Origin of the sequence: Pseudoflavonifractor phocaeensis (assembly GCF_016901735.1) — a bacterium.
Classification (GTDB): domain Bacteria; phylum Bacillota; class Clostridia; order Oscillospirales; family Oscillospiraceae; genus Pseudoflavonifractor_A.
The window spans coordinates 1-24,262 of the sequence record NZ_JACLZC010000034.1 but is presented as its reverse complement, the minus strand read 5'-3'; the positions used below and the strand labels follow the sequence as shown (position 1 = coordinate 24,262).

The following is a 24,262-nucleotide window of genomic DNA, read 5'->3' as shown; positions in this document are numbered from 1 at the left end:
TGTACCAGACCACCTCTCTTATGTCAACTTTTGTCCCACCGCCGCAGACATATCCCCCTCTCCCGCCCCATAGAATGGAGCGAGAAAGGAGCGTTGCCCTGTGTTCATTCTTACGGCCAGACTCAGCCGGCGCCGTCTGCTGTCGGTCGGCGCGGCAGCGGCCCTGTGCGCCGCCCTGTTCACCGCCGCGGCGCTGTGGTGTGCCCAGGATCATACCGCCGCCTCCGCCGCCGTGGACGAAAACCGCGTCTCCACCAACGAGGACCGGGTGGCTTACCTCCAGCGCTACGGCTGGCAGGTGGACCCGGACCCCCTCTCGGTGGAGGAGCTCCTCCTGCCCGAGGTCTTTGATGAGCGCTACACCGCATACCTGGACCTTCAGGCCCAGCAGGGCTTTGATCTGACCGCCTGCGCCGGAAAGCGGGTCAAGCGCTATGTCTACCAGATCACCAATTACCCTACCGGCGAGACCGGCATTCAGGCCGGACTCCTCATTTTTCGGGATACCGTGGTGGGAGGCGACGTCCTCTCCACCGCCCTGGACGGCTTTATGCACGGCCTCACCATGCCCACCTGACCAAGCAGAGGGCGGACGGTTTACAAAAACCGCCCGCCCGTTTCTTATCCTTTTTTGCTGTCCATGTGGACGTTGAGATGGGGATAGGTCAGCTCAATCCCCGCCGCCTCAAAGGCGTCCCGCACCTGCTCCAGCAGGTCGTAGTAGAGCTCCCAGTAGTCCGCCGTCTCGCACCATACCCGGATGGTATAATTCACCCAGCTGGCTTCCAGAGCCGTCATACGCACAAAGGGCTCCGGGTCCTTGAGCGACTTGGGATGGGCCTCCACCACCCGCCGGATGGTGTCGATCACGTGCCGGGTGGGGGCGTCGTAGGAGGCCCCGATCACCAGATCCACCCGCCGGCGCTCCTGGGCGTTATAATTGACGATCTTGGCGTCGGCCATCTCGCTGTTGGGGACGTAGATGAGCTTGTTGTCAATGGTCTGGAGCTTGGTATGGACCATGGTGATCTCCGCCACCGTACCGCTCACGCCGCTGGCCTCGATGTAGTCGCCCACCTTGAAGGGCTGGGCCACCAGCAGCTGGATGCCGCTGGCCAGATTGGACAGCGAGTCCTGCACCGCAAGGGAAATGGCCAGGCCGGCCACGCTCAGCACCGCGATGAGACTGGTCACGTCCACCCCCAGAGAGCTGGCCACGATCAGCACCGCCAGACCCCAGCTCAAGATCCGGGCCGTGGTGCGGATAAAGCTGTGGAGGCTCCGTTCAATGCGTCCCTTTTGCAGAATCCGGTCCACCAGGCGCAGAAAGCACTTGACCACCAGCACGCAGACCACCACCAGCACCACCAGCGACAGCAGCCGGGGCAGGGTCATGCCGGTCATGCTCTTGAGTATATCCCCCAGACCGGTGGTCTCCACCACCTCGCTCAGGGCGTCGGAAACCGAGCTGCCGGTACCTTCGGCCACGTCGGTCAGCACCTCAGAAACAGGATTGCTCCCTGTATCCATAAAAACACCTTCTTTCTCAAAACTTCGACCTAGAGTGTAGCATATTTTCTCCCGTCCGACAAGCAAAAAAAGATCCCGCCCAGCCAGGCGGGATCTTTTCTTCTTAAAACAAATCCTTCTTCTTGAGCAAAATCGCCGTGATACCGATGATGACCGCCGTGACCGCCAGCGGAATCCACCAGAATTGATCCAGCGGCAGACCGCCGTTGATGTTCATGCCGTAAAACCCAAAGACAATGTTGGGGATGGTCAGCAAAATGGTGATGGAGGTCAGCACCTTCATAATGACGTTCAGGTTGTTGGAAATCACGCTGGCAAAGGCGTCCATCATGCCGGAGATGATGGAGGAGTAGATATTGGCCATCTCAATGGCCTGGCGTACCTCGATGAGCACGTCCTCCAGCAGGTCGTGGTCCTCCTCGTAGAGGGCGATGATGCGCCCGCGGAGAATCTTCTCCAGGGTCACTTCGTTGGCCTTCAGCGAGGTATTGAAATAGACCAGGGATTTTTCCAGATCCAAAAGCTGAATGAGCTCCTTGTTCCGCTGGGACTTGTAGAGCTGCCGCTCCATATAGTTATAGATCTTGTCGATCTGCTTGAGGTATTGCAGGAAGCGCTTGGCCACCTGGAGCAGCATGTACAGGATGAACTGGGTCCGCTTCTGGGTGTCGGCATTGCGTACCAGGCCGTCCTGGAAATCCTTCAAAATGGAGGTCTCCTTCAGGCAGACGGTGATGATGTGCTTTTCGGTGACGATGATACCCAGAGGCAGGGTGGAGTAGACCACCGCATCGTCCTTTTCCACCGAGGGTACGTCGATGATGAGCAGGGTCTGACCGTCCTCAGTGTCGATACGGGAGGCCTCCTCCTCGTCCAGCGCCGCCCGGAGGAAGGTGGGCTCCACCGCCAGGGTGGCCGCCACGGTGTTCAGCTCGTCCTCGCTGGGATAGGTCAGGTTCACCCAGCAGCCGTCCTGGATGGACTCCAGCTTGGTCATTTTTCCGTTAATCGTCTTATGGATTGAGAGCAAAAAAATCACGCCTTTCCCGGCGCGTCCCCCCTGATGCCATCGGATAAGGCGCGCCGCTGTCGTTTCTGTCCGCCCGAAGGCGTACCGGATGGGCGGCGCGGAAGCTCCCCGTCAAATCCAGGTGTACCGCGCCGCAGGCTGTATCTGTTTTCCACGTTTTCGACTCCAAGGGTCGCTGCTCACGGCGCATATCACTCCTTTTTATTCCTGCTCTTACCAGCTCGCCCTCCCGCGGAGGACCATTGGCACACAACATTATAATCCCCGCCGGGGCGGATTGCAAGCCAAAAAACGCACGTCCCGACCCTTCCGTCAGAACGTGCGCTTTTTTGCCGACGGTCTCCCGTCCTTGCTTAGTGCTTCTGGTTGAAAATCTGGAAGATCTCCCCCCAGCCGTCGTCATCCAGGCCGGTGGGCTCCAGCGTGGCGCTGGGCGTGGAGGAAGGCTGCACCGGCGGGACGTTCCCCCATACCGGCTGCACCGGCTGCTGCACCGGCTGAATGGGCTGCTGTACCGGCTGCACCGGCTGAACCGGCTGCATCACCGGCGCGGTCTGCACCGGCTGTGCCGTGGGTACGGCCTGTACCACCGGCTGCACGGGCTGCGCCGGCTGGACGGTCGGCTGCATCACCGGCTGGAACACCGACGACTGCTGCGCGGCCTGTGCCGCCTGACGCTCACCGGCGGCGCTGAAGGGATTGGCGGGCATGGGAGCGGCGGCATTGCGATGCTCCTCAAAATTGGTGGCAATGACGGTGATGCGGATCTCGTCCTCCATGTTCTCGTCATAGGTGGTGCCGAAAATGATGTTGGCCTCCGGATGGACCGCCTCGCTGACCAGGTTTGCCGCCGCGTCCACCTCGTCCAGGCCCATATCCATGGGACCGGTGAAGTTGATGAGCACGCCCTTGGCCCCGTTGATGGAGGTCTCCAGCAGCGGACTGGAAATGGCCATCTTGGCCGCCTCCTCCGCCCGGTTCTTGCCGGTGGCCCGGCCCACGCCCATGTGGGCCATGCCCGCGTCCTTCATGACGGCGGACACATCGGCAAAGTCCAGGTTGATGAGGCCGGTCTTTTTGATGAGGTCGGAAATGGACTGCACCGCCTGGAAGAGCACATCATCGGCGATCTGGAAGGCGTTGAGGAGGGTGATCTTTTGATCGGTGACAAACTTGAGGCGCTCGTTGGGGATGATGACCAGAGAATCCACCTTGTCCTTCAGATCCTCGATGCCCTTCTCCGCCTGCTGCATCCGGCGGCGCCCCTCGAAATTAAAGGGCTTGGTGACCACGCCAACCGTCAGGATACCGGCCTCCTTGGCCACGTCCGCCACGATGGGCGCCGCGCCGGTACCGGTTCCGCCGCCCATTCCGGCGGTGATAAAGACCATGTCGGTGTTCTCCAGCACCTTGGCGATCTGCGCGCGGCTCTCTTCGGCGGCTTTACGGCCATTCTCCGGATTGCCGCCGGCGCCCCGGCCTCCGGTCAGCTTTTCGCCCAGCTGTACTTTATAAGTCGCCCGGGAGGCATCCAGGAAGGGCTTATCGGTATTCGCCGCGATAAAGTCCACTCCTTCCATGCCCGACTCGATCATGCGGTTGACCACGTTGTTTCCGCCGCCGCCCACACCGATGACCTTAATGGTGACCACATTGTCAGGCCCGGTATCCAATCCAAAAGCCATAATTGCTCCTCCTATGTAAACGATTCTGAAAACTTTGTCGAATGTTGTATGAAAATTCCCTATTTATCGCCGCCTGCCGGCCTGGAATCCATATCTTGGTTTATTTTAGCGCTCTTTGCTCCCGAGGTCAATAGTTCCCGCCGTATTTCCGCAAAGTTTTGGAACATCCGGGTGCCAAAGACCACCACAGCCGCCAGATAAAGCGGTATGCCCATTTGTGCCCCCAGCCAGGCCAGCAGCACCGCGATCACGGCGTTGCCTACCGTGCCCGAGAGGAAAATTCCCAGGGCAAACTGTCCCTTCAGCCTGGCCCGTACGCCGCCCAGCGCCGAGTCGAAGGCCGCCAGCAGACCCGTGGCCACATACACCGACCATCCGGCCGGCACCGTCCACGGACATAGCCAGCCGATGGCCAGGCCGATCACCAGGCCCAATAGATCCAGCAGCATCATCCAGCCCCCTCTCCTTCCGCCTGCGTCGCCGGGCTCAGATGCTCCGACGGGATCACGCCGGTGTACTTTTCAATGAGCAGCTTGTCGCTCATGGTCACCGATACGTTGATCTTCCATTGACGCAGCACATCCACCACGCCGTTGCGCATGGTCAGCGCGTTATACAGTGTGGCCGGATCGCCGATGGCGTAAATCACAAAGGGCGCCGACACCCGCTGGCCGTTGATGAGCACCACCGAGCCGGCGCAGCGCACCTCGCTGGTGGTCAGCACCCGCTGGCCGTTGAGCGACAGGGCCTCCGCACCCGCGTCCCGCAGCTCGTTGAGCATGGTCAGCAGGTCGCTGTCGTGGATGAGATAGTCCGCCTCGTCGCCGGTGGTGTTTTCCGCCGTGGAGTCGGTCATCACCACCATCACCCCGGGCCCCTCCACATCGGTGAGGCCCGCCAGCATGGACAGATGGTCCACCTCCGTTTTGAGGGCGGCGTTTTCGTCGCCGGTGGCCGCGGCGGAGCGGAAGTCCTCCAGCTCCTTCTGGGTCTCGTCCAGCTGCTCCTGGAGCTTGTCCCGCTCCTCCGTGGCCTGGTTATAGAGCTCTTGGAGGGTCTCCAGCCGGGCGGCGCTGGTGGCGTCGGTGGGGCTTCCGTAGAGGCGCACGCTCTTGAGCTGAAGGGCCAGCAAAAAGCCCAGCACCACAAAAACCGCCACCACCGCCAGTTCTCCCCGCTTCCTGTGGGTCTTTCCTTCCATCTACCGTTTCGCTCCTTTTCTTCAGGGCTCTGACGCCTCGTCAGGCTCCACCGGAGCTATCCCCGGCTCCTCCGGCGCCACGCTCACCGCCGGCACGGACGGAGAGACCGGCGCCGTGACCTCCGGCGACGCGGTTCCCTCTCCCCCTTCCCCCGACGGCGTCTCGGCGGGCGGGTCGGGCAGGGCGATATAGCCCGTGGGGAACCAGCGCTCACTTTTGAGCCAGGCCCGATCTCCCTCCGCCGGCAGCGTCAGCGTGCCGCTGACCGTACCCAGCTTGGCTTGCAGCTCCTCCAGCGCCCGGCTCAGCCGCCAGGACTGCTGCTGAAAATCAGAGAGGGGCATCTCTACCGTCAGGGTCCCATTCCAGCCGAACCGGATGGCGTTGTCCGCCGAACAGTCGATGAAGTCGGTGAGCTGCTCCGCCAGGCCGTAGTCCTTCAGCGACGAGAGCAGCTCCTTCAGCGCGTCCAGCCGGCGGCTCTCGGTCTCGTCCACCGCCAGGGGCTTGCCCACCGCCGGCGAGAGGGGGATCAGTCCCAGCAGCTGGGCATGTCCCGCCGCGATGCTCTGGTCCCCACGCTCCAACAGCTTCGCGCCGGCATCCAGCAGCCACCACTCCCCGTCGTAGGAGAGGGCGGCTACCGGCGTGCTCTCGGAAATGGTGATGACCAGCGTATCGGGCAGCTGACGGCGGATGGAAATTTCATCCACATAGGGCAGCTGATTCTTCACCTGGATCACCGCTTGATTCTTGTTGATCAGAAAGAGGTTCTCCCGCATCTCGATCCCGGTGGCATCGATGATCTCCTGGGCGGTGTAGCGGTTCGTCCCCTCTACCTCGATATGACTGACCCGGAAGAACACCGTGCAGGCCGCTACAATCGCCGCGATGATCAATATGGCTGACAGCAGCCGGTAAAGCGCTCCAAAGCGCCCCCGCTGCCGCCGGCGCATCCTTTTACTGCTTCTGCCCGCCATGGCTTATCTCCTCCGTGTCTCCCGGGGACGGCCGTCCTTCCCCTTCTGGCTCTCTCTTTGATTATGTAACAATCCGGTCCTCCGTCCTCCGCACCAAGGCGCCCAGGCCACGCAGACCCTCCTCCAGACCGCTGTATCCCCGGTCCAGATGGCGCAGCCCGGTAATGACGCTCTCTCCGCGGGCGGCCAGCGCCGCTACCACCAGCGCCGCACCGCCCCGCAGATCGTCGGCCCGCACCGGCGCGCCGTGGAGCCGCTCCACGCCGCTCACCGCCGCCACGCGGCCCTCCACCCGGATGTCCGCACCCATACGGCACAGCTCATCCACATGGCGGTACCGGCTCTCAAAAATATGCTCCACAAACAGCGTCGTCCCCCGGGCGGCGGTCAGCGCCGCCATGACCGGCGGCTGGGCGTCGGTGGGAAAGCCCGGATAGGGCGCGGTATGGATGGGACGCACCGCCCGCAGCGGTCCCCGCCGGGACAAAACCACCCGGTCACGGTCTCCCGCCAGCGCGCAGCCCGCTTCGGACAGCACCGCCGTCACCGTGGAAAAATGCCGCGGGTCCGCGCCGGTCACCTCTACCACTCCGCCGGCCGCCGCTGCCGCCGAGAGATAGGTGGCCGCCACGATCCGGTCTCCCATGACGGGATAAGTCCCGCCGTGCAGCAGCTTTTGTCCCTCTACCGTCACCACCGAGGTGCCCGCGCCCTGTACCTTGGCCCCCATGGCCCGCAAAAAGCCCTGAAGGTCGATGATCTCCGGCTCCCGGGCCGCGTTGGTGATGGTGGTGGTCCCACGCGCCGCCACCGCCGCCAGCATGGCGTTTTCCGTGGCCCCCACGCTGGGACGGGTGAGCACCAGCTCGCCGCCGGTGAGCCGGCCGTCGCACAAAAGCCGTCCGCCCTCCTCCCGCACCCGGGCCCCCAGCGCGCGGATGGCCCGCAAATGCAGGTCAATGGGACGGGGACCCAGCTCGCAGCCCCCGGGAAAGGAGAGACGCGCCTCCCCCAGCCGGCCCAGAATGGCCCCCAGAAAAATCACCGAGGAGCGCATCTCCCGCATCAGCCCGTCGGGTACATCGCACCGGGTCAGGGTCGTGGCGTCCACCGTCACCCGCTCCCCCTCCTGCACCGCCCGGCAACCCAGATGGTTCAGAATGGCCAGCGACGCCGTCACGTCGGAGAGCGGCGGGCAATTTTCAATGACGCTCACCCCGGGCGCCAGGATGGACGCCGCCAAAATCGGCAAAACACTGTTCTTGGCCCCGTGGACGTGGACGGTCCCCTCCAACGTCCGGCCTCCGGTGATCATCAGCGCGCTCATATCGCTCCCCCTCCGCATCGGTCTGGATACATTCCAGAGCATCCTATGCCCGGGGGAGCCGGACGGTCAATGGGCGGACTTGCCGCCCTTCATCAGCCCCAGAAGGACCTGATAGATCTGTTCGCCGGCATCCGGCACCGACATGCGGCGCAGCGCCGCCGACATGGCCTCCCGCTTTTTCTGGTCCGCCAGCAGGCCGGCCACCGTCTCATAGAGCTTTTCCCCGGAGGACTCCGCCTCCGGCAGCAAAACCGCGCCGCCCGCCTGGGACAGCACCCTGGCGTTTTTGGTCTGATGGTCGGCCACCACGTTGGGCGAGGGCACCAGCACCGACGGCTTGGCCAGCGCCGAGAGCTCCGAAATGGTGGACGCCCCCGCCCGGCACAGCACCAGATCCGCCGCCGCCATCACCAGCGGCATATCATAGATATACTCCCGCACATCAATGGAGAGATGGGCCTTCAGGTCCACCGCCCGGGCGGCCAGCAGCTCCAGCACATGGGCGTAATCCCGTCCCGCGCTGTGGATGTGGTGGAAGGGCTCTCCCTGCCGGCACTCCTCCGCGATCAGGTCCACCGTCTGCCGGTTCATAGCCGCGGCCCCCAGACTGCCCCACACTGACACCACCAAAGGCCGGTCGTCGGTGAGACCCAGCTGCTCCCTGGCCTCCTGCCGGGTATAGCGGAAGAAATCCCCCCGCACCGGCGTGCCCGTCACCACCACCTTTTCCGGATGGTCGTAATGGCTCCGGCTCTCCTCAAAGCCCACCAGCACCTGGTCCACCACCTTGGAGAGGGCCTTGGTGGTCAGACCCGGCACCGCGTTGGACTCGTGGACCGCCGTGGGAATGCCCCGCCGGGCCGCCGCGCTGATGATGGGATAGGAGGCGTACCCCCCCGTCCCCACCGCCAGGTCCGGTCGGAATTGGTCCAGAATGGCCTCCGACTGCTTTTTGGACTTGCGCATGTTCACCAGGGTGCGCATGTTGTGTACGATGTCCTCCGGCAGCAGGGAGCGACGGAAGTTGGTGATGGTCACCGTCTGGATGTCATAGCTCTCCTTGGGCACCAGACGGGTCTCCATCCCTCCGTCCGCCCCCACGAACAAAATACGGCATCCCTCGTTCCGCTCCTGGAACAGCCGGGCCAGCGCTACCGCCGGGTTGATATGGCCCGCGGTCCCGCCGCAGGCAAAAAGAATGTTCATTACGATCACTCCATCCGTTTTTCCTACTCTTGTTTTGGCGCGGGGATCTGCCGCGATACGCTCAGCACCATCCCCATCTCCGCCAGCTGGATGATGAGGGCCGTGCCGCCGTAGCTGAAAAAGGGCAGTGAAATGCCGGTGGTGGGGAGCAGGTTGGTCACCACCGAGATGTTCAGCAGCACCTGCACCGCCAGCAGGGTGGTAATGCCCACCGTCAGCAGGGCGCCGAACCGGTCCCGGGCGTGGATGGAGATCCAAAAGCCCCGGACCACCAGCAGCGCGAAGAGCAGCAAAATCACGCTGGCCCCGATGAGCCCCAGCTCCTCGCACACCACCGAGAAAATAAAGTCGTTCTCCGACTCGGGCAGGAAGCCGAACTTCTGCCGGCCCTTGCCCAGCCCCACCCCCACCAGGCCGCCGGAGCCGATGGTCATCAGCGATTGGGTGATCTGATAGCCCTTGTCGCTCACGTCGCTCCAGGGGTCCAGCCAGGTATCCATGCGGGTTTTCATGTAGGGGGTGAAGAAAATGACGGTCAGCAGTCCCACGCCCCCTACACCGCCCATCAGCGCCGGCCAGGTCAGGTTGATGCCGCTGGCAAACAGCACCGCCGCGCCGCCTACCAAAATCAGAATGGTGCCCGACATGTGGGGCTCAAAATACATCAGCACCGCGATGAGCAGCAGAATCGCCCCATAAGGCACCAGCTCAAAAAAACCGGTGCGCTCCAGCAGGGTGGCCGGCGCATAGAGATAAGACCGGCGGTTAAACTGGAGGGGCTTGCGCTGGTTGCGCTTGGAGAGCCGGGCGGCAAAGTACATGATGACCCCTACCTTGGCAATCTCCGACGGCTGGAAGGAGGGCAGCGGTCCAATGGCCCTGATCCACCGCTGCGCGCCGCCGTGGGCCTCGCCAATGCCGGGAATGAGCACCAGGATCAGCAGCCCGATGGAGCCGATCAGCACAAACACCGACATCCAGCGAAAGCGCTGGTAGTTGATCTTGGACACAAAGAGCATAATCACCGTTCCGCCCACGGCAAAAATGGCCTGCTTGACAAAATAAGTTGTAGGCGAAACATCCTCGGTAATGGCCGTGGGATAGGAGGCGGAAAAGACCATGATGACGCCGATGCCGGTCAGCAGCAGCACCAGCGTCAAAAAGGGCAGGTCCAGCGGGCCCCTGGCCAGCTGTTCCTCCATGGTCATATCGCGCTTGAGCTTTCTCGCCATGGATCGGTTCCTCCTTCTTCACGGCTTCGGATCTTTTGATATGGGGTTACATGGGGAAACGGTTCATGACCCCCAGGTAGGCAATGACGCATCCCGCCACCGTGACCAGGGTGAACACCACGCACAGCTTGACCTCGCTCCAGCCCCCCATCTCAAAATGATGGTGGAGAGGCGCCATGCGGAAGATCCGCTTGCCGTGGGTCAGCTTGAAATAGGTCACCTGGATGATGTCCGAGAGGGTCTCGGCAATATAAATGATGCCCACCGGAATGAGGATCAGGGGCATATCCAGCGCGAAGGCCAGGCCGCACACCGCGCCGCCCAAAAACAGCGAACCGGTATCCCCCATAAACACCTTGGCGGGATGGAAATTGTAGATGAGAAAGCCCAGCAGCCCCCCCAGCAGCGCGCCGGAGAAAATGCCCAGCTCCCCACGGTCCCACTGGGAAGCCATGACCGTGAAGAACACCGCCACCGGAAGGGTCACGCTGGAGGCCAGACCGTCGATGCCGTCGGTGATGTTGACGGCGTTTACCGTGCCCACCATCACAAAGGCCGCAAAGACCATGTACACCGGCCAATAGATGTGCAGAGTCACGTTGGCGAAGGGGATGTAGAGATCGGGCGTTAAGTATCCCTCATTGCGCAGCAGCACGGTGAACAAAATAGCCGCGGCCAGCTGGAGCAGGAATTTCCAGCCGGCGGTGAGGCCGGTGTTTTCATGCTTTTTTACCTTCATATAGTCGTCCAGAAACCCAATGGCCCCGAACACCAGGGCAAAGAGCAGGGTATACAGCCCGCCCAGACGACCCGTGGTCCAGTAGCTCCAGCTCAGCACGGCCAGCGCCACCGCAATGGCCAGAATAAACATCAGCCCGCCCATGGTGGGGGTGCCCTGCTTGCTCATGTGCCAGGTGGGGCCGATCTCCTTGATGGACTGGCCGGCCTTCAGGGCCCGCAGCGCGGGAATGAGCAGCTTTCCCGCAATGGCGGACACCACAAAGCCCACCAAAATACTGAGCAAAATCAAACCATTCATATCTTTTGAACCTCCATACCTCTCTTTTTCTGGCTGTGTTCACAAAGAGGTATTGTATCACAGCATCCACGCCATTTCCAGCCGAAATATTATACAGAGAAGGGGGTCGTTCTTCCTCTTTTTTCCTCATTTCCAAAGAAGGCCGCCACCACCTGCCGTTCGTCCAGCGGCCGCCGGGTCCCCCCCGTCTCCTGGTAGGTCTCGTGGCCCTTGCCGGCCAGCAGCACCGTATCCCCCGGCCGGGCCAGCGTCAGCGCCGCGGCGATGGCCTTCTCCCGGTCCGGCTCCACCACCTTGGGCTGTCCTCCCGGCATACCGCCCAAAATGTCCTCGATGATATCCATGGGCGCCTCGCTCCTGGGATTGTCGGAGGTCACCACCGGCAGGTCGGACAACCGAGCGGCAATCGCGCCCATCCGAGGGCGCTTCCCCCGGTCCCGGTCCCCGCCGCAGCCAAAGACACAGATCACCCGCCCCTTTGTGGTGTCCCGTACCGCCGTGAGCGCCTTCTCCAGGGCGTCCGGCGTGTGGGCGTAGTCAATAAGGACGGTATAGTCCGCCGGCACCGGCACCACCTCCATCCGCCCGGTCACCCCCCGGGCCTGGGACAGCCCGGCGGCCAGCGTCTCCAGCGGAAGCCCCAGCGCCAGGCCGCAGCCCAGCACCCCCAGGGCGTTGTAGACCGAAAACCGGCCCGGTATCCCCAGCGTGACCGACGCCGTCTGCCCCCTCCAGGAGGCGCGGAAGCACACCCGATCCCGTTCCAGCGTTAAATCCTCCCCCCGCAGGTCGGCGGGACCCTCCACGCCGTAGGTCAGGCAGGCCCGCCGCGCATGGCCGGCATAAAACCGCCCCGCCGGGTCGTCGGCGTTGACCACGCCCCGGACGCAGCGGGTAAACAGCAGCCCCTTGGCCGCCCGATAGGTGTCCATTGTGCCGTGAAAGTCCAAATGGTCCTGGGTCAGATTGGTGAACAGGCCCACCGCAAAGGTCAGCCCGGCGGTCCGCTCCAGCACCAGCGCATGGGAGGAGACCTCCATCACCGCCCAGCGGCAGCCCCCGTCGGCCATCTGCCGCAGCAGCCCCTGGAGCTCCCAGCTCTCCGGCGTGGTGCGGCAGGCGGGCAGGACCTCTTCCCCAATCAGATTGTGATTGGTGCCGATCAGGCCCGCACGCTCCCCCGTCGCCCCCTCCAGTACGCCCTTGAGCAGATGGGTGGAGGTTGTCTTGCCGTTGGTGCCCGTCACCCCCACCAGCCGGAGGCCGTCGGCCGGATGTTCATACCAGTTGGCCGACAAAACGGCCAGCGCCCGGCGGGGATCGGCGGTCACCACCCAGGGGCCCGGCTCCTCCGGCGCCCGCCGGCAGAGCACCGCCGCCGCGCCCCGCGCCACCGCCTGGGCTATATAGCGCTGGCCGTCGGCCCGCAGGCCGGGCAAGGCGGCGAACAGCCCGCCCGGCGTCACCCTCCGGCTGTCGTAGGAGACGGAGGTGATCTCCGTCTCCCAGGACGCGGCGCACCGCAGCACCGGCACGCCCTGCAAAAGCTGATAAAGACGCACTGCGTCCAACCCCTTTGGGGTGCAATCGGGTTCCTTCTCTCAGGTGCCGCTGCCCGCGCCGCCGGTGGCCGTGGTGCCCACAAAGTGGACCTCCACCACCATGCCCATCTCTACCTCCGTGCCGGCGGCAATGCTCTGGCTCTCCGCCCGCACGCTCTCGCTGGTGGTGTCGCCCGTGGATTTGAGATACAGCCCCACATTGGTCAGCGCCGCCTGGGCCTGCTCCCGGCTCATGCCGGACAGGTCGGGAACCGCCACCTTGTCGGTGGGTTTCTCGCTTCCCATGTACAAAATCACCTGGCTTCCGCCGGGAATGGCCACGCCCTGGGCGGGAATCTGGTCGGTGACCGTGTCGCCGCTGCCCACCGTGCGCACCTCCAGGTTGCTCTCGGCCAGACGGGCGGTGGCTTCGGACAGGGTCAGGCCGGTCACGTTGGGCACCGTCATGTCCATGGCCGCCTTCTCGGCGTCGGTGTACTGCTTCTCCACCCCCATGTAGTCCAGGATGTCGGCCAGCAGCTCGCCCGCCATAGGCGCGGCCATGTTGCCGCCGCTGATGTAGTGGCCGCCGGAGGTGTAGTTGGAATTGGGTCCGGTGGGGGTGGGGTTGTCGTAGGCGATGAGCACCACCACCTGGGGATCGTTGGCCGGCGCAAAGCCCAGGAAGGAGACGATGGTATGGTCGTCCTCGTCGGTCTCCGAAGAGCCGGTCTTGCCGCCGATGCGGTAGCCCGCCACATAGGCCTGCTTACCGGTGCCGCCGTCCACCACGCCCTCCAGAATGGTGCGGCAGCGCTCGCTGGTGGATTCGCTGACCACCTGCCGGACCTCGGTTGGCTCGGTGTGCTGGATGACGTTGCCGTCGGCGTCGGTGATGCTCTCCATCACATAGGGCCGCATCAGATGGCCGCCGTTGATGACCGCCGAGGCGGCGGTGATGAGCTGAAGAGGGGTGATCTTGAAGCGCTGGCCAAAGGAGGCGGTGGCCAGGCTGGTCAGGCCGATGGGACTGGTAAACTCCTCCCGGGGCCAGATCAGATTGTCGTTGGGGGTGGGTTCGCCCTGGAGGTCAATGCCCGTCTTATCCTTGAAGCCGAAGGCCTCCAGATAGTCGTAAAAGGTCTCGGCCCCCAGCGCCTGGCCAATCTCGATAAAGGCGGGGTTGCAGGAGTTGGCCACCGCCTTGGCCAGGGTCTGGTCCTTATGTCCCTTGTGGTCGGAGCACCAGATATGCCGGTCGGCCACGATGGCGTAGCCGGGACAGTAGAAGGTGCTGTTCTCGTTGACCACGCCCTCCTCCAGCGCCGCCGCCAGCACCGTGGTCTTGAAGGTGGAACCGGGCTCGTAGGTCTCGTTCAGCGCCTTGTTGGACCACTGCTTGAAGAGCACGTCGGTCTGAGCGGCGCTGCGCTCCTCGTCGGTGAGGGTGGTGTCCGCCGCGATGGCCGTCAGCTCCGCCTGCAATTGACTGTCGATCACCGTGCGCGGGTCGTTCAGATCATAGGTGGGCGAGTTGGCCCAGGCCAGAATCCGACCCGTCTTGGGCTCCATGGCGATGACAAAGCCGCCGTCCTGGACCTCATACTTCTCGATTCCCTCGGCCAGCACCCGCTCACAGTAGTACTGGATGGTGGCGTCCAGGGTGAGGGTCAGGTCGTAGCCGTCGGTGGCGTCGTAGTAGTCCTCGTACCGGTAGAGCATCTGCTTGCCGTGTCCGTCCTTGGCGGTGACCACACGGCCGGTCTGCCCGGCCAGCATGTCGTCGTACATGGCCTCCAGGCCGTAGGCGCCCCGGTTGCCGTCGTTGTAGTTCACCCAGCCCACGATCTGGGCTGCCAGAGTGGAATAGGGATAGTAGCGCTTGGCGGTGGCGTTGAGGTAAATGCCCCGGGAAAGTCCGTTCTCCGAGGCATAGGCGCTGATCTGATCGGCCACGTCCTCATCCACCTGCTTGGCGATGATCTCATACATGGAGTTGGTCTTGGAAAGCCGCTGCAAAATGCTCTCCTGATCCAGTCCCAGCAGCTGGGACAGCGTCTGGGCGATGGACTCGTTGGTGGGCTCGGGATAGCTGGGCATCAGTTTCTCCCGCTCCTCGGCGGTTTCGGCCGCCTGGGCCTTTTCCACCTGCTCCTGATACGCCTCCTGACATTCCAGGATCTCCAGCGGTGAGAGCTGCACGTCATAAGCCGTGGCGCTCATGGCCAGGGTGTTCCCCTTGCTGTCGTAGATGGTACCCCGGTTGGCCACCACCGAACGGTCATAGGTCTGCTGGTCGATGGCCTTGCTCTCCAACTCCTCATGCTGCACGATTTGCAGATAGAACAGCCGGCCAAACATGGGAATAAAGAACAGCACGCCAAACAGGCCCATCAAAATCAGGATGCGGATCAGGACGCTGTGGTTGGCCTTGGCGCTGTCACGCTGGATTTTTTTCTGTTTTTTCATGAGATGCTCCTTAGAATATCATAGGAGGGCGTAAGAAAATTCCACTTTTCTTACGCCCTCTCAGGGATGCCTATGGACCAGAGAGCAAGTCGGACTCCCGTATGGTTGGGGCGCGCTCCCCACCGACGAAAGGGCCCGTGCTATCTCTATGGCAAACTCAGCGGAAGTATTCCACTACTGTGCTTACGATCTCCTTGGCACCGCCCCAGAAGCCGGCCGCGCCGGACTCGGTACGCGTAAAATGCTCCACGCTGTCCGGCTGGGACAGATCCACATAGCAGATCTGGTTCTCCTGGGGACGGATCATGCTGCCATCGGCGGTAACGCTCTGCTCAATGTCGCTCAGGTCGTAGGCCAGCTCATACTTGGCCCGCAGCTTGGCTTCATCGCTCTGGAGGCTCACCATCTGGCTCTGAAGGGACACCACCTCGTCGGACAGCTCCGACAGGCGCACATAGCCCATCAGCAGCAGAACGGCAAACACGCCGATGGCCAGAAAGCCTACCACCGCAAAGGGCGCCACGCGGCCGGCCTCCCGGACCCGTACCTTGGGACGCGCCACCGCCCGGCGGCGGGGACGGACCTGGGGACGGGGCTGAAGGACCTGACTGCCGACGCCGGCGCCGCCCCGTCCTTCCAGACGACGCGCCGCCGTGCCCTCATAGGAGCGGTTTCCTGGTGCTTTGTAGCCGTATCTTGTTCTCCGTTTTACCAGTGTGGCCATGGGAACCAACTCCTTTTCTTTCGTAACTGTTGTCTATCCTACCCGGGCAGCTTCTCCGCCACGCGGAGCTTTGCGCTGCGTGCCCGCGGGTTTTCCTCCAGCTCTTCCGGACCGGCCGTAATGGGCTTGCGGTTCACCAGCCGGACCAGAGGCTTCTTGCCGCACACGCACACCGGAAAATCCGGCGGACAGGTGCAGCCTTTGGCAAAGTCCGCAAAGGCGTTCTTTACCAGTCGATCTTCCAGCGAATGGAAGGAAATCACCGCCAGCCGTCCGCCCGGATTCAGCCGGGGCACCGCCCCTTGCAGCATCCGGTCCACCGCGCCCAGCTCGTCGTTCACCGCGATGCGGATGGCCTGAAAGCACCGCTTCGCCGGGTGCTGTTTCTCCCGCAGCGCGTGGGCCGGCATGGCCGACTTGATGACTTCCACCAGCTCCAAGGTGGTCTCAATGGGCTTTTCCTGCCGCCGGCGCTCAATGGCCGCGGCGATGGGGCCGGCGTAGCGCTCTTCTCCGTACTGAAAGAAGATCCGCCGCAGCTCCTCCCGGGGCCATTCATTGACCACCACCGCCCCGGTCAGCGCCTCCCGCCGGTCCATACGCATGTCCAGCGGCGCGTCCGCCATATAGGAAAAGCCCCGGGTCTTATCATCCAGCTGGGGGGACGACACGCCCAGATCAAAGAGCATCCCATCCACCGCCGGAATCCCCAGCTCGTCCAAAATGGCGTCTATCTCACAAAAATTACGGTGGACCAGGGTGACCCGATCCATCCAGGGGCCCAACCGGTCCTGTGCGGCGTCCAGCGCTGCCTGGTCCCGATCCACGCAGATGAGCCGTCCTCCGTCCAGCCGTCGGGCGATTTCACGGGAGTGCCCGGCCCGACCCAGGGTCCCGTCCAGATAAATGCCTTCCGGTCGAATGGCCAGCGCCTCAATGCACGCTTCCAGCAGCACCGGGCGGTGGGTATATTCCTGTTCCTTCAAAATCCCAGCGCCTCCATACACGCCGCCATCTTCTCCGGCGTCATTTCCTCTTCTTCCTGAGCCGCCCAGACCTGGGCGCTCCAGATTTCCGCCCGGTCATTGACCCCCAAAATCACCGCTTCCCGATCCAGCGCCGCGTATTTCCGCAGCTTTTGGGGGATCACGACCCGCCCCTGACTGTCCAGACTGCACTTTTCCGCGTTGGCGAAAAAGGCCCGCAGCTTCTTGGACTGGCTCATGGGCAGGGCGGACAGTTTTTCGGTGAAGCGCTCCCAGGTGGACATGGGGTAGACCGCCACGCAGGCGTCCACACCGGCGGCCAGATAAAAGACCTCTCCCAGTTCCTCCCGGAGCTTGGCGGGAATGAAGATCCGTCCCTTGGCGTCTATGTTATGCTCATAGGTGCCGGTCATGATCTTCCCCTTTCTCCACCAGGCGGCAGCCGCGCCACTTTGCGCCACTTTGCGCCACCATGGTTTACAGTATAAATGCTGCGCAAAAAAATTGCAATAGTATCCGCGCTCTTTTTTTTGGCCAAACTCCCCCTTTTCCGCCGCATTTCCCTTATTTTCAGCATTAAAAACATATGTTCTATTGAAAGAATCCCTTCTGATTCTCCCCCTCTTTTCCCCTTTACCGCTGGAAACTATAACCGTTTGCCTGTAATGCCAAAATCCGGATGACGCCGGAGGGAGGAAAAAAGTTTCTACAAACACGGTGAAATTTTTTTGTTGAAAATGACATGTCATACTTTGACCGCAAAGTATAAAAAGGTCCGCTCCGGACGCCTCCTGGCGAAGCGTCCGGAACGGACCCGATGGTCAAATCCAAATGGGGGCTCAGCTCTGATCGGCGGCGGCGTCATACGCCCGGCTGCCGGTGGTGTTGCCAGCGGCGGCGCTGCCGTTGACCGCCGCGCGGAACCGCTGACGGGATTTCTTGATCTCGTCATACGCCTCCGACACCGCCTCTTCCGTGCGGCGCAGGGCGTCCTCGCAGTAGTCGTTGGCCGCACGCCGCAGCTCACGGCTGCGCTCCTCGGCCTGACGGAGGATGTCGTTACCCCGCTGCTTGGCCTGGGCCAGCAGCTCGTCCTCCGCCAGGAGCTGCTTGGCCCGCTCCTCGGCCTGACGCTTGATGAGATCGGCCTCCCGCTTGGCGGAGGCCAGATAGTCATTCCGGCTGGAGATGAGCTTCTTGGCCTCGCTGAGCTCCATGGGGAACTGACCCCGGATCTCGTCCAGAAGATCCAGCGCTTTATTCCGCTCAATGATACACTTATCCGCACTCAAAGGCATGTTCTTTGCCTCGTCAATCATCTGATAGAGCAGGTCCATCAATTCTTCCACGCCGCTGGCCATTAGCCATCCCTCCTCTGTTCCTGCATGCGCCGATTTACGTCGTCAATGATCTCCCGCGGCACAAAATCCGAGAGATCGGAGCCGTAGCGGGCCATTTCCTTGACCACGCTGGAGCTGATGTAGGTATACTTGGTGCTGGACGGCAAAAACATGGTGTCCAGCCTGGGGTTCAGCTTCCGGTTGATGAGGGCCATCTGCACCTCATTTTCATAGTCGGACACCGCCCGCAGACCCTTAATCAGGGTACACGCCCGCTTTTCCCGGGCATATTCGGCCAGCAGGGTGGACGAACAGTCCACCTCCACGTTGGGCAGACGGGCCACCACCTTGCGGATCAGGTCCGCCCGCTCCTCCGGCAGAAAGAGCCCGCTGGTTTTGTCCGAGTTGACCAGCACGCAGACAATCAGCTTGTCAAAGCACAGCGCCGCCCGCTTGATGATATTCAAATGTCCCAGTGTGATGGGGTCGAAGCTGCCCGGATAGATGGCGGTCTTCACAGTCCCTCTCTCCTCTCCCGGGCGCCTCACAGCTCCCGCCGGTACAATGTGATTTTGATCTTGCCGTAGCGGTATTCCCGCCCCTTTACATAGGGCGCCCGCAGTTCAGGCAGCGGGGTGTCCACGGCACTTTCGCAGACTATTATACCATTTTCCGTCAAAATGTCAATGTCACAGCCGGTTTCCAGGGCCTGCTGGAGCAGTCCGGAGGCGTAGGGCGGGTCCAGAAACACCAGATCGAACTTTTCACGGCAGCTCCGCAGCCAGGCCATGGCGTCCCCCTGGAACACCTGGGCCCGCTCCGCCAGACGGGTGGCCTTCAGATTCTCCCGGATCACGTTTACCGCGTCCCGGCGCATATCCACAAAGGTACACCGCTCCGCGCCCCGGGACAATGCCTCGATCCCCAGCTGGCCGGTGCCGCCGAACAGGTCCAGCACCTTCCGCCCCTCCACGTCGAACTGCACGATATTGAAAATCGACTCCTTGACCCGGTCGGTGGTGGGCCGGGTCTCCAGACCCTCCAGCTCCCGCAGCCGCTTGCCCCGGGCGCTTCCGGTGATGACGCGCATATTATGACTTCCTTTCCTTCTCTTCCGGCGGGCGCTCCTGCTCCTGACGGAAAAATGTATAGACTGCCTGGGCGGCGCTTGCCGGCAGAACCGCTTCCAGCTCCGCCAGACTGGCCGCCCGTATCTTTTTGACGCTCTTGAAGGTGCGCAGCAGCTCGTTCCGGCGCTTTTCCCCAATCCCCGGAATCTGGTCCAGCACCGAACCCTGCACCCGCTTGGTCCGCTGGAGCCGGTTGAAGGTGATGGCCGACCGGTGGGTCTCCTCCTGAATCTGCCCGATCAGCGCGAAGAGGGCGGGATTTCCCTGCAAGCCCAGCTCCGCCCCCTCCGGCGTCACCAGCCCCCGGGTCCGGTGGCGGTCGTCCTTCACCATGCCGAACACCGGCACCTCCAGTCCCAGCCCGGTCAGCGCCTCCAGCGCCACCTTGGCGTGGTTGACGCCGCCGTCAATGAGGAGCACATCGGGCAGCTGGTCGAATTTCTCGTCCCCCTCCAGATACCGCCGGAACCGGCGGCGCAGCACCTGCTCCATGCTGGCGTAGTCGTCGGGGTGCTCCATGTCCTTCAGCTTGAAATGCCGGTAGTCCCGTTTTTTGGGCTTCCCATCCACAAAAACCGTCATGGACGCCACAATGTCGTCCTTTCCGGTGTTGGAGATGTCATACGCCTCCATCCGTTTGGGGGGATGGTCCAGCCCCATCAGCCTGCCCAGCTGCTCCATGAGCTTGCTCTGCCGCTCCTCCCGACCGGTCCACCGCTCCACCTCCTCCACCGCGTTCTTGTTGGCCAGACGGATCAGGTCCGCCTTGGCTCCCCGCTGAGGCGTCACCAGCGTCACCCGGAACCCGGCCTCCTCCGAGAGCATCCGCCCCAGCGGCGCCTCGTCCTCCAGCTCGCAGGGCAGCAGAATCTGTCTGGGCAGGACCTGCCGTCCGCTGTAAAACTGCCGGAGCAGGGCGGAGACCGTCTCTCCCTCCCCGGCCTCCACCGGGTTGGGCACCAGCTCCCAGTCCTTTGCCGCCAGATCCCCCCGGATATAGTGGAGCACCACAAAGCAGCTGCGGGCCACCCCCTGGTGAAAGCCCACCACGTCGGTGTCCGCCAGCGAACCGGCCACCACCTTCTGCCGCTTGCCCAGCAGCTCAATGGCCCGGTACCGGTCCCGCAGCTCCGCCGCCTTTTCAAAGCGCAGCGCCTGGGCCGCCTCCTCCATCTCCCGGAGCAACTGCTCCCCCGTCTCCTGGAACTTTCCCTCCAGCAGCCGGATGGCCTGGTCGATGGCCTTCCGGTAGTGCTCCGCCGTCATCTCCCGGCGGCAGTAGCCGTCGCATCGGCCCATATGGTAGTTGAGACAGGGCCGTCCCTTACCTACGTCCCGCGGAAAGACCCGGTCGCAGTCCGGCAGACGCAGCGCCGTGCGGATGGCGTCCAGAATGCCCTGGGTGCTCCCACGGGAGCCGTAAGGGCCGAAATAGCGGGCGCCGTCCTCCTCCACCCGGTTGACCAGGGAAAACCGGGGGTATTCCTCCCGCACGGTCAGGCGGATATAGGGATATCCCTTGCCGTCCTTGAGCAGAATATTATAATGGGGCTGATGCCGCTTGATGAGGGAGTTCTCCAGCACCAGCGCCTCGAATTCCGAGTCCGCCACGATGACGTCAAAGTGGTCGATCTGGCTGACCATGGCCCTGGTCTTTTCGGTATGGGAGGCGGAGTCCTGAAAATACTGGCTGACCCGGTTTTTCAGCGCCTTGGCCTTGCCCACATAGATGACCTCGCTGCGGGCGTTCTGCATGATATATACGCCCGGCTTGAGCGGCAGCTCCCGGGCCTTTTCCTTCAGCTCCTCAAAGGTCATCGTCCCACCTCCCCCAGCGCTCTGTCCCTCGTCCGGCGCATGTGGAACCCTTATTATAATCGTTCTTCCCCCGCTCTGTCAAATCCACCGGTTACGCCCGGTGCAGGGTGTAGGTCTGGCCGTCCTTGTAGCAATATACTTCCAGGTCGTTCTTGCCCGCAGCGGTGAAGCGGAAATAATCCACCGCCGTCTCCTTCTCCGTGCCCACGGCGTACACGCCGTCCTCCAAATAGAAATAGCCCTCCAAATCAAAGCTGGGCAGGTTGTAGGAGGCGGTATGTCCGCCTTCGTCGTTTTTCACCATCTTGAAATAGTAGTCGTCCAGCGTACCCGTCTCCCACTCCCCTTCCAGATAAGTCAGGCTCATGTCCTCGTCGGCAAACAGAAGGGCGCTGGCGTTGGGCAGATCCACGATCTCCACCAGCCGGTCATAGTCCGATTCGTCCACGCCATCCCGCTCCATCCGGATCAGGTCCAGATAGTCCGCGCTTCGGGACCAGTCTCCCAAGGCGGAGAAATATTCCTCCGCCTGGTTCTTGTCCCCGTTCAGGTAGGACGCCTTGCCCGCCTCGTAGACCCTGCCGCGTACTCCGCTCAAAAGGTCGCCGGGCAGCAGGTCCGAATATGCGTCGGCCAACTCCAGCGCCTCCAGCTCATCCCCCGCGGCCAGCGTCTCGCTGAGGCTGAGCAGCGCCTCCTGTTCCTCCGCAAGCTTGTCCCGCTCACTCTGGAGCGCTTCCGCCTCCTCCCGGACATCCTCCAGCTCCCGGGTCAGCCCGGACATCTGGTCCTCATATTCCCCGGCGGTCTGTCGTCCGCCCAGCACCCAGCCGATCCACGCGCCGGCAAGGGTCAGGGCCAGCACGCAGCCGAGGGCCATAACTACCTTTCGATTCGTCAGAAAAATGCCCGGCTCCTTGGGCGGCAGATAGGAGATGACCGGCTCCTGTTCCTTGGGAACCTCCGGCGTCCCCCGAACCTCCGGGACGGCGGGCTCTTCCACCACCACGGCGGTCTCTCTCCGCTCCTCCTCCGTCATGGGGACGGGACGCGCCAGCGCCAGCGGCTGCAACACAGGATTGTAGGCTTCCTTCTGCTTTTTCGGGTCTACCCATTCCAGACGCGCCAGCCACATCCCATCGCTGTTGCTGTTCTCCGGCCGCTCCGGCAAAACGTCCTTTCCGTCCTCCCAGACGTGCCGGTTTCCCTTGCCCGTCTGCGGCGCCTCCTTCTCATTCTCATAAAACCCTTCCCAGCTCTCCGGCTGACACATGCGGCACCAGTTCTGGCCCTGGGGAATCTCTCTTCCACAGCTCGGACATTTCATCCTACGTTTCCCTCTTCTCTCTTTTCCATATTTTACTTAATTATGGACAAAAAGTCAATTCCTCTCTTCCACGGGCGGGACGCCCCCCATCCGGTCCACCATTTCCCGGGAAAGACGGTAATCTCCGTCTCCCTTCCGGCAGTATGAGCCGCGGTAACGGTCCCCGCCCACATAGACCGGACGCTGCCCCGCCGGCGCCGGCGGGAGCTCAATGGCGATCACCGCGCCCTGCGCCGTCTCCATTACCTGGGCGCGCCCCTGTCCGCCGCCGATCAGGTCCGCGCTGACCACCTTCGGGTCGGCGCACAGACTCAAAAACTGAGCCAGCATCTCCTCCGGGTCCAGCAGACCCTGGATGTGCAGCGAATGGTCCTCCCACTCCTCCACCCCCAGCAAAATCAGTCCGCCCTCCGTATTGGCAAAGGCCGAATAGGTCTCCCAGATACTCTCCGGCAAGCCGCCGGTGGCCAGCTTGGCCTCCAGACGGTTCCCCTCATGGTAACGCTCCATATGTGTCAGATCCAGCATGGCTTCCACCTCCGCAGCCGAAGTTTGCTTGGGTTCAGTATACAGGAGCTTTCCCATCAGAACAAGCCCCCAAAAAAAGAATCGAATTTCCCCAAATTCCTCCTTGACAAATGGAAGCGTCGGAGCTATAATAATCAAGCGGTCTGCAAGAGACCAAATCAAATATGCGGATGTGCTGGAACTGGTAGACAGGCACGTTTGAGGTGCGTGTGTCCATGACGTACGGGTTCAAGTCCCGTCATCCGCACTCGTTGAATCCCCCGTAACCGGAATGGTTGCGGGGGATTTTTTACTGCCGCAAGGGTTTGCGAGTATTCCTTTCGATATATTTTGTATCAAAAGGAATACTCGCAAAAAATCGCAAACGGATTTGCAAACGTCAAATATCAAGGAAAGCGTTTCGCGTCTTTGACGATTCTAAATTTCCCATGGCCCATCCCTGTTTTCTTTGACCGTTACAGATGGATGTAATATAATCAAGTTGGAGACAATCAAACATTACAGTCAGAAGATATACAAGCACCGAAAGAAAAGAAACGAGCCATCCTGAAGCTTTTGAAAGGCTGGGAAGAGGAATGAAATGAACTGTGGTTTTATGTCTGCTCCTTTGCGTTATCCTGAGCGGATGCGATGCCAGCGAGGCGCAACTGCAAGAGGCCTATCTGGAGGGGTACCGGGACGGGGAGCGAAGGGCCGAGGATGTCGTGGACGAGGCAACCGAAGAGGCATACCAAAACGGCCTGCAGGACGGCGCTGCATCGGCATACGGATGGACTGACTATCAACCCACCTATGAGGGTGAAATCTGGAATGAAGGATATGACCAGGGATTCTACGACGGATACCAGGAACGGAAAAAGGACGAAAAGGCCGGAGCACCGGATCAGTATGAGGACTATGATGAGTGGTTCAAGTTCTGGTTTGGCATATATCCGGAAGACGTGCCTCCGCCGCAGATCACGGGCTAGCGCTCGTGCAGGGCCTACTCAATCTGCTTCCGCTTGGTTCGGAGTTCAGGCTGTCGAAAAAGTGGAACGTGTTGCAGGAAACGTCAAAATACCTGCATGGATGCGGGCGACCACAAGGGTCGCCCCTACAAGACGGGAGGGGATCGCACTCCCCCGCCGAGGGCGGCGGTGCCCACAAGAAAGATGGGGCGGACAGTGTC

23 protein-coding genes and 1 tRNA gene are annotated in these 24,262 nt (G+C 62.2%); 3 read left to right on the top strand and 21 right to left on the bottom strand.

What is annotated here, in order from left to right:
* Nucleotides 1-100: 100 nt before the first annotated feature.
* On the top strand, nucleotides 101-577 hold the full coding sequence (locus H7U37_RS08800) for a DUF4830 domain-containing protein (protein WP_204875193.1): 477 nt from the start codon (nucleotides 101-103) through the stop codon (nucleotides 575-577).
* 44 nt (nucleotides 578-621) lie between these two features.
* On the opposite strand, the gene H7U37_RS08795 is transcribed toward H7U37_RS08800, so the two are convergent.
* From H7U37_RS08795 to H7U37_RS08695, 21 genes are all read right to left on the bottom strand, one after another.
* Nucleotides 622-1,530 (bottom strand): mechanosensitive ion channel family protein, encoded by a 909-nt coding sequence (locus H7U37_RS08795; protein ID WP_204875192.1) that lies wholly within the window; start codon nucleotides 1,528-1,530, stop codon nucleotides 622-624.
* 103 nt (nucleotides 1,531-1,633) lie between these two features.
* Nucleotides 1,634-2,560, bottom strand: coding sequence for a magnesium transporter CorA family protein (locus tag H7U37_RS08790; protein WP_338049811.1), 927 nt, complete (start codon nucleotides 2,558-2,560; stop codon nucleotides 1,634-1,636).
* 353 nt (nucleotides 2,561-2,913) lie between these two features.
* The gene (gene ftsZ / locus H7U37_RS08785; protein WP_204875189.1) at nucleotides 2,914-4,245 is read right to left on the bottom strand and encodes a cell division protein FtsZ; all 1,332 of its coding nucleotides are present in this window, start codon (nucleotides 4,243-4,245) and stop codon (nucleotides 2,914-2,916) included.
* A 59-nt stretch (nucleotides 4,246-4,304) separates the two neighbouring features.
* Nucleotides 4,305-4,697 carry a small basic family protein gene (locus H7U37_RS08780; RefSeq protein WP_338049810.1) on the bottom strand — a complete coding sequence of 131 codons (393 nt, stop codon included), beginning with the start codon at nucleotides 4,695-4,697 and terminating at the stop codon, nucleotides 4,305-4,307.
* A complete protein-coding gene (locus tag H7U37_RS08775; RefSeq protein ID WP_204875187.1) occupies nucleotides 4,694-5,446 on the bottom strand; it encodes a DUF881 domain-containing protein in 753 nt (250 codons plus the stop codon). Before H7U37_RS08775 ends, H7U37_RS08780 begins: the two co-directional genes overlap by 4 nt.
* 21 nt (nucleotides 5,447-5,467) lie before the next feature.
* Nucleotides 5,468-6,427 (bottom strand): cell division protein FtsQ/DivIB, encoded by a 960-nt coding sequence (locus H7U37_RS08770; RefSeq protein WP_204875186.1) that lies wholly within the window; start codon nucleotides 6,425-6,427, stop codon nucleotides 5,468-5,470.
* A gap of 61 nt (nucleotides 6,428-6,488) precedes the next feature.
* Nucleotides 6,489-7,754: a UDP-N-acetylglucosamine 1-carboxyvinyltransferase gene (gene murA / locus H7U37_RS08765; RefSeq protein ID WP_204875185.1), complete on the bottom strand. Its 1,266-nt coding sequence runs from the start codon at nucleotides 7,752-7,754 to the stop codon at nucleotides 6,489-6,491.
* Between the two features lie 66 nt (nucleotides 7,755-7,820).
* Nucleotides 7,821-8,960 (bottom strand): undecaprenyldiphospho-muramoylpentapeptide beta-N-acetylglucosaminyltransferase, encoded by a 1,140-nt coding sequence (gene murG, locus H7U37_RS08760; RefSeq protein WP_204875184.1) that lies wholly within the window; start codon nucleotides 8,958-8,960, stop codon nucleotides 7,821-7,823.
* 23 nt (nucleotides 8,961-8,983) lie between these two features.
* The gene (ftsW, locus tag H7U37_RS08755) at nucleotides 8,984-10,192 is read right to left on the bottom strand and encodes a putative lipid II flippase FtsW (protein ID WP_243413521.1); all 1,209 of its coding nucleotides are present in this window, start codon (nucleotides 10,190-10,192) and stop codon (nucleotides 8,984-8,986) included.
* A gap of 46 nt (nucleotides 10,193-10,238) precedes the next feature.
* Entirely contained in the window at nucleotides 10,239-11,231 is a 993-nt protein-coding gene (gene mraY, locus H7U37_RS08750) for a phospho-N-acetylmuramoyl-pentapeptide-transferase (RefSeq protein WP_204875183.1), read from the bottom strand.
* An 89-nt stretch (nucleotides 11,232-11,320) separates the two neighbouring features.
* Entirely contained in the window at nucleotides 11,321-12,793 is a 1,473-nt protein-coding gene (locus H7U37_RS08745; RefSeq protein ID WP_204875203.1) for a UDP-N-acetylmuramoyl-L-alanyl-D-glutamate--2,6-diaminopimelate ligase, read from the bottom strand.
* Between the two features lie 39 nt (nucleotides 12,794-12,832).
* Nucleotides 12,833-15,241 carry a penicillin-binding transpeptidase domain-containing protein gene (locus H7U37_RS08740; protein WP_204875182.1) on the bottom strand — a complete coding sequence of 803 codons (2,409 nt, stop codon included), beginning with the start codon at nucleotides 15,239-15,241 and terminating at the stop codon, nucleotides 12,833-12,835.
* Between the two features lie 157 nt (nucleotides 15,242-15,398).
* Nucleotides 15,399-15,965, bottom strand: a complete 567-nt coding sequence (locus H7U37_RS08735) for a hypothetical protein (RefSeq protein ID WP_204875181.1) — start codon at nucleotides 15,963-15,965, stop codon at nucleotides 15,399-15,401.
* Nucleotides 15,966-16,003: 38 nt separating this feature from the next.
* Complete coding sequence (gene rsmH, locus H7U37_RS08730) at nucleotides 16,004-16,951, bottom strand: 16S rRNA (cytosine(1402)-N(4))-methyltransferase RsmH (RefSeq protein ID WP_204875179.1); 948 nt, start codon at nucleotides 16,949-16,951, stop codon at nucleotides 16,004-16,006.
* Nucleotides 16,948-17,412, bottom strand: coding sequence for a division/cell wall cluster transcriptional repressor MraZ (gene mraZ / locus H7U37_RS08725; protein ID WP_338049809.1), 465 nt, complete (start codon nucleotides 17,410-17,412; stop codon nucleotides 16,948-16,950). Before mraZ ends, rsmH begins: the two co-directional genes overlap by 4 nt.
* A 378-nt stretch (nucleotides 17,413-17,790) precedes the next feature.
* Nucleotides 17,791-18,312, bottom strand: coding sequence for a hypothetical protein (locus H7U37_RS08720; protein ID WP_204875177.1), 522 nt, complete (start codon nucleotides 18,310-18,312; stop codon nucleotides 17,791-17,793).
* On the bottom strand, nucleotides 18,312-18,809 hold the full coding sequence (coaD, locus tag H7U37_RS08715; protein WP_204875175.1) for a pantetheine-phosphate adenylyltransferase: 498 nt from the start codon (nucleotides 18,807-18,809) through the stop codon (nucleotides 18,312-18,314). The genes H7U37_RS08720 and coaD overlap by 1 nt, the downstream gene beginning before the upstream one ends.
* Before the next feature lie 26 nt (nucleotides 18,810-18,835).
* Nucleotides 18,836-19,381: a 16S rRNA (guanine(966)-N(2))-methyltransferase RsmD gene (gene rsmD / locus H7U37_RS08710; protein WP_204875173.1), complete on the bottom strand. Its 546-nt coding sequence runs from the start codon at nucleotides 19,379-19,381 to the stop codon at nucleotides 18,836-18,838.
* A 1-nt stretch (nucleotide 19,382) separates the two neighbouring features.
* Entirely contained in the window at nucleotides 19,383-21,239 is a 1,857-nt protein-coding gene (gene uvrC, locus H7U37_RS08705) for an excinuclease ABC subunit UvrC (protein ID WP_204875171.1), read from the bottom strand.
* A gap of 91 nt (nucleotides 21,240-21,330) precedes the next feature.
* Nucleotides 21,331-22,566 carry a hypothetical protein gene (locus H7U37_RS08700; RefSeq protein WP_204875169.1) on the bottom strand — a complete coding sequence of 412 codons (1,236 nt, stop codon included), beginning with the start codon at nucleotides 22,564-22,566 and terminating at the stop codon, nucleotides 21,331-21,333.
* A gap of 54 nt (nucleotides 22,567-22,620) precedes the next feature.
* A complete protein-coding gene (locus tag H7U37_RS08695) occupies nucleotides 22,621-23,094 on the bottom strand; it encodes an AlbA family DNA-binding domain-containing protein (protein ID WP_204875167.1) in 474 nt (157 codons plus the stop codon).
* Nucleotides 23,095-23,260: 166 nt separating this feature from the next.
* Here H7U37_RS08695 and H7U37_RS08690 point away from each other — a divergent pair.
* Together H7U37_RS08690 and H7U37_RS08685 are read left to right on the top strand one after the other, a co-directional pair.
* Nucleotides 23,261-23,341, top strand: a tRNA-Leu gene (locus tag H7U37_RS08690).
* A gap of 340 nt (nucleotides 23,342-23,681) precedes the next feature.
* Nucleotides 23,682-24,062: a hypothetical protein gene (locus H7U37_RS08685; protein ID WP_204875165.1), complete on the top strand. Its 381-nt coding sequence runs from the start codon at nucleotides 23,682-23,684 to the stop codon at nucleotides 24,060-24,062.
* Nucleotides 24,063-24,262 lie beyond the last annotated feature (200 nt).